Consider the following 6,454-nt stretch of genomic DNA (forward strand, 5'->3'; position numbering starts at 1 on the left):
AGGAATTGGTAAAGATTCCGTTATTGTTACAAAAATTGACAAAAATGGTGAAAGTCAATCGATTTTGGATTTTCGATTTTGGATTTTCGATTTTCGATTGAAGCATTCACCCCACGGATAAATACGTTCGGCAAGTTTCATCGGATACAGGTTTTTTATTTCACCGGTCCTGAGTCTGCTTTCGGAATGAATCACGTGGCGGGTATCCTGGATGCTTGATTGTCAATCATCCCATCCCAAAATCTCTGCTACTTCTTCCGTCAAGGTGATGGGTTGGATCGGTTTGGCAATTACCCCAGCTACCGCCATCTTGGCAAATTTAGCCCGATCGCTGGGCAAAACTTTGGCTGTCACCAGAATCACTGGAATCGATCGGGTAATCGGATCGGACTGGAGGAGCTCGTACAGGGCAAACCCATCCATTCCCGGCATAGATACATCTAGCAAAATAGCGTTGGGTTGTTCTATTTGCAGTATTTGTAAACATTCCTCTCCCGATCCGGCCCCCACTGTTTCCCATCCGCCTAAATCTTCTAAGCAGGCTTGCACAAGTTCCCGAAGGTGTTCTTCATCGTCAACAACTAGAATTTGTCTGTCTGTCATGGGATTTTGGATTGGAGATTTTGGATTGTGGATTGATGCTACAGATTAATCTAAGCGTTATTCAATGGTGCGTAAGGGTAGGGTAAAGCAAAATGTGCTGCCTTCACCTAAGATACTTTCCGCCCAGATTTTGCCGCCATGCCGCTCCACTATACTGCGACAGATTGCTAAACCTAAACCGGTGCCTCCTCTTTCACGGGAGTCGGAGGCATCGACTTGCTGAAATCGCCCAAAAATGAGTTCTAGTTTATCGGCAGGAATGCCTCGCCCGCGATCGCTAACTTGGAACAGCACAAAGTCTGTCTGGTTTTCGGCACTCAGATGAATTGTGGAATCGGCAGGTGAGAATTTAATCGCATTACTGAGCAAATTTGTTAAGGTTTGGACGATCGCATCTCCTGTTGCCCAGACTTCGGCATCCGTGGGGGTAACGATTAATGATATCTGCTGTTGAGTAGCGATCGCCTGAATGCTATCTACTGCTTGCTGCATCAAATCGGCAGCTTTGCAAAGGGTTTTCTCCACAATTGCCCGCCCGGAGTCTAGGCGCTCCAAATCTAAAATATCATTAACCAGGTTCACTAAACGATTGGTATCGAGGAGGGCTATTTCAATCATGCGTCTAGATTTTTCGGGTTTTTTATCATAAACCCCACTTTTTATTAGCCCCAATGACATTTGAATTCCTGTCAAAGGAGTGCGAAGTTCATGGCTGACAATGCCAATGAACTCATCTTTAATGTGTTCGATCCTTTGTCGTTCGGTAATATCTTCCCCAATGCTGATAGTTCCAATGATGTTTCCCTCTGAATCTTGCAAAACGGTATTGTTCCAAGCAATGAACCGTTCTTCACCCGATTTGGTCAAGATGGGATTTTGATAATAGGGACCATATTGCTGGGCTAAAACTTCCGAAAAAACAACTGGAAGCGATTGTTGAATAGAACGGGGTAATAATTTTTTAAACCAATTTTTTCCGATCACTTCTGGCTGAGTATATCCTGTGAGTTGTAAGAAGAAAGGATTAACGTAATTGACATTTCCCCTTATATCAAGTCCGACAACAATCAACTGCACGTTATCCAAAAGCGATCGCCAGCGTCGTTCGGCTTCTCGGATCGTGGCTTCGGCTTGCTTGCGTTCTTGCAGTTCTAGGTGAAGTTGTTGGTAGAGTTTGGATTGCTGAATGGCGATCGACAATTGGCTGGCAATCTGTTCAAGTAATTCTATTTCCCAAGATTGCCATTGACGAGGTGCAGTATTTTGGTATATAGCTAACAAACCCCAGAGATTGTCTCTCAAAAATATCGGGAAAACTGCATAACTTTTTGCTTGAAATTGTTCCACTAGCTCGATATGACAGGGTTGAAGTTCAGCGCTGTAAATATTATTAATAACAAAATTTTCATGATTGCGGAATCGACCGCCGTGAGTTTCTTGCAGATAGGTATCTGCACAAGTTTTTTGAAGTTCGCTTCCTATCAGTTTTACCCAATCCTCACCAACTGACTCCACGACAAAATCACCACTCCAATCAGGATTAAAGCGGTAAATGGCAGTGCGATCCGTTTGTAATGTCTGCCTGATTTCAGTAACAGCAGTATTTAGAACGGCATTCAGATCCAAAGATTGGCGAATCCCTTGAGTAATCCTCCAGAGCAAATTTTCCTTTCGGGATTTCTGTAGTAAGGCTGCTGCCGCCTCTTGTCGAAGTTCTTCGAGGTGCTTCGCTACTGTGATATCTTGATGAACTGCCACCAGAACATCGCCATAGTCGGAATGATTGAATACAGAGCAAGTTGCACTGCACCAAAATGGAGTCCCATCTTTCTTGACATTCTGAACTTCATAGCTAAATTCACCCGTTTGTAAAACGGCAGACCGAATAGCTTTATTTACATCTTCAGGACTGACCGATGCGCTGCCATAGTTGAGAATTGAAACGTGGTGACCGTTGAGTTCGCCCAAGTCATAGCCAAACATCTGCTCAAATTTAGGATTGGCATAGACAATAAGTGCATTATCTGTTCTTACTAAACAAATGCCTTCGGCCATGTTGCGGGTAATGACAGCCTGAAGCTCCAGCATTTGTTCGGCTTGTTTAAGCTTAGTCAGATCGCGAACAATAACGATTATCCCTACAATATTTTCGCCTGCATCACGTAAAGGTGTATAAGTAACGCTCAAAAATTGCCTGACTGAATTTGGAGAATCAAACCAGTTTTCATACTGAATCTTTTCGCCCGTCAAACATCTGTCTAACCGAGGTTTTATCATGTTATCGAACACGTCGGGATTCAGAATATTTCTAACACAATTTCCGATAACTTCGCTTTCAGATTTGTTGCACCAATTCAAATAAGCTTGATTGACTATTTGATAAATATAGTTGCAATCCATCAACACAATCCCATCTGTTGTATTGAATACGATGCGTTCATATTGGCGGAATGCTTCTTCTGTACGTTTGCGATCGGTGATATCAAATACGCTAGAACGACTCATCATGAAGTTACCTGCTTCATCATAAATTGCTGTAGCATTTAGGTTAATCCAAAGGGGTTTTCCATTTTTAGTCAATAGCTGAAACTCTAAATTCTCGATCCAGCCTTGTTTTTTAAATAAGGGAAAGTTTTGATAATAATTTTTTTTACTTTCCATCGTGATTAAATCAACAAATTTCTTTTTGTGCACAATTTCCTCGCGGGAATAGCCTAACCACTTCAGTTCCGTATCATTAATCATAATTATTGTTCCTGCAGCATCTACAGAATGATAGCCACAGGGAGCCTTATTATAGAGGTCTTCAACTTGAGTGATAGAGTGTTGCAAGCTATCGTTGACTTCACTGAGTTCTGGTGTTTGTTCTATGCCTGGTTGTTCGAGTTCAGTATGGAGTTGCTGTAGGGAAATTCCTGCTTGTTGGCGCTCGCTCACTTCCGTTTGTACTTGAGGAAATAAATCAGCTTGCTGAATGGCAATTCCAGCTTTAGTTGCTAGCTGTCGCATGAGTTCAATTTCTGATGGTTGCCATTCGCGAGGTGCTGCACAGTGATGGGCAATCAATAATCCCCAAAGTTCTTCTCCCTTAAGGATAGGAATAACCAGGTTAGCTCTAACTTGAAAAGTGGTCAGGAAGGCCCGGTGACAAGGATCAATTTCGGCAGTATAAATATCAGATTTAGAGGTGAATAAGCCTTGTTTGAATGGTGCGATATAGCTTTCACCCACGCAAGGATCGTGTATCTGAGTGGATAAGATGGCTGTCCATTCTGAACCAACTGACTCTACCAACACCTTTCCGCTCCAGTCGGGAGCAAATTGGAAGATAATTACGCGATCGCATTGCAGAATGTTTCTGAGTTCCGTTACCGTAGTGTTGAAAATATCTTCTAGATTGACGGATTCGGAGAGAGAAAGTGCTGTTTTAGCAAGGATTTGTTGTTGCTGTTGTTGCAATTCCCCATTATTCTCATCAGTATGTTCTATCATTAATCTACTTAATTAATTACATTTTTTAGATTGAGGCAGAAACCAGGTTTTTAGCCCTTGTGCGTAATACCAATTTAATGTGAAGTTGCACATATCTCGATCCCCCTAAATCCCCCTTCTTAAGGGGGACGAAAGATCGGAATCTTGTCCCACCCTTATTAAGGGGGGCTAGGGGGGATCGGATTCTACGGGGCCTCATAAAAAATTGGTATAAGTTTTATTTAAGTATTCCCACCCTGAAGTAAAGGACGACTGCGCCTGATTCGGCTGAGTACCCGCGTGACTAATTCAGGCCCTAGTACCGGCTTGGTAATAAAATCATCGGCTCCCGCTGCAAAGGCTTGTTGGAGAGATTCTGGATCGGTATGGGCTGTCACCACCAAAATCGGTAAATTTTCCCATTGGATATCTTGTCGCACCACCTGACACAATTCTAACCCGCTAACGATCGGCATTTCTAGATCAAGCACTACTAAATCGGGTTCAGTGCTAATTAACACCTCCCAAAATTGCTGTGGTTCTTTGAGAATTGTCACCTCAATTCCCCAAGGAGTGAGTAAGGCTGATAATTTAACCAGCATCACAGGGTCATCATCTACGATTAAGACTTTCGCTTCTGAAGTTTTGGGACTGGGTAAAACACGGGCGATGGCTCGAAAAATTTGCTCGGTGGTTGCAGGTTTGTGGAGAAATTGCTTAGCACCTAAGCGCGATACTGCCAAGCGATCGGCAAGACTATCTCGTCCGGTAAAGACAATTATAGGCAGGTTAGGCGATCGCTCGGCGAGCTCTCGCAGTAGCGTCAATCCATCTTCCTCTGTCTCTGCAAAGCTTAAATCTAGTAACATCACATCGGGCATTGACAGTGCAAGACGCGATCGGGCATCAGTAATATTCGGCGCAATTTTCATCCGCAATCCCCAAGCTTCGGATTCTACTTTCAATCGCTCCGTTAATGCAGCATCATCATCAACTACCAAAACCCGATAGTTGAAAGTTGAAATAGTAGAAACTGGTACAGCCGTTGATGTAATCGGTGTTTTGGCTAATTCCTGCTGTAATCCTGTCACCAATTCCGAGAAGCGGGTAATTTCCTCAGCAGTCAAAGAGCCATATTTTATTAGCAAATGCTCTGCCGAGCGTGCCAATTTCCAGCCTTCGGGATAACCAAAAGATCCCAGAGATCCCGCCAATTTATGAGCTTCATGTTTTGCCGCTTGCTGTAATTCTGTTTCTAAATTTCCTGCTAATAGAGCCGTTTTTGCCTCTTCCAATACAGCAATTTGTTGGTTGAAGCATCCCCGAAATCGCTCTAAAACTTTGTCGGTCTCGGACTTATCTACCGCGCGAGATTGATGTTTTTGGGTGCGTTCAATCCCAGGATTATTTGAACTAGACGACGCAGATTGGGGGTACGGTTTCAGTCGATAGCCCATGCCATAAACTGTTTCGATGATTTCTTCAGTTAACCCACCTGCCTTCAGTTTCTTTCTGACATCCTTAATATGAGTGATAATGGCGCGATCGCTGGGTGCGTCATCAAATCCCCACAGACGATCCAAAATAGCACTGCGACTAAAGATGCGATCGGGATTTCGCAGTAATAATTCCAGCAGATTATATTCTGTCGGTGTCAGTGAAATTATTTGTTCGCAAAATGTCACTCTACCAGACTCTAAATCTAAACAAAGCTCTCCCCAAGTCAATGTATTAGCCGCTGACTTCTGAGTAGAACATCCTGGGGAAAGTGCTTTACTGCGTCGCAATAAAGTTCGGATTCTTGCCAGTAATACTTCCGTAGCAAAAGGCTTGCTGATGTAATCATCGGCTCCCGCATCGAAAAGAGCCACCACCTCCGCATCTGAATCCTTTGCCGTCATTAACAAGATCGGTTTGTGGTAGCCTTGCGATCGCAATTGCCGACATAGACTAATTCCATCGAGTTTGGGAACCTGCACGTCTAACACAATTAGATCGTACTCAATTGCTGCTGCCAAGTCTAGGCCCACTTGTCCATCATTTGCCCGATCCAACCCGTAATGATTTGCTTCCAACACATTTGCCAGTGTTGCTCTCAGCCCTCCATCGTCCTCTACGAGCAGAATTTTTATTTGAGACTTCTTCATTTTGGCTGTGTGGTTTAATTTCCATGCGATCGACGCGCTTTAATGTCAGGCCGAAGCGTGGCTTTTAACTAAATCACTGCTACTCATTACTACTGCTTTTATCTTATCATTTTTGCAGTCCCATAACCTAAAAATTGCTGTCACTTCCGCAGTTTAGATAGGGAGCATCTCAGTTTTGTAAAAAGCATTTTTTTATTGTAGTGCGAGCGTCCCCGCTCGCGTATTGTACAATA

General features: G+C 43.4%; 3 protein-coding genes. All 3 read right to left on the reverse strand.

From position 1 onward, the window contains the following. Positions 1-222: 222 nt before the first annotated feature. The gene (locus tag QUB16_RS18785; RefSeq protein ID WP_333318343.1) at positions 223-603 is read right to left on the reverse strand and encodes a response regulator; all 381 of its coding nucleotides are present in this window, start codon (positions 601-603) and stop codon (positions 223-225) included. Between the two features lie 57 nt (positions 604-660). Continuing rightward, positions 661-4,095: a PAS domain S-box protein gene (locus tag QUB16_RS18790; protein ID WP_333318345.1), complete on the reverse strand. Its 3,435-nt coding sequence runs from the start codon at positions 4,093-4,095 to the stop codon at positions 661-663. A 221-nt stretch (positions 4,096-4,316) separates the two neighbouring features. Beyond that, a complete protein-coding gene (locus QUB16_RS18795; RefSeq protein WP_333318347.1) occupies positions 4,317-6,221 on the reverse strand; it encodes a response regulator in 1,905 nt (634 codons plus the stop codon). Positions 6,222-6,454 lie beyond the last annotated feature (233 nt).

Origin of the sequence: Microcoleus sp. D3_18a_C4 (assembly GCF_036702415.1) — a bacterium.
GTDB lineage: Bacteria > Cyanobacteriota > Cyanobacteriia > Cyanobacteriales > Microcoleaceae > Microcoleus.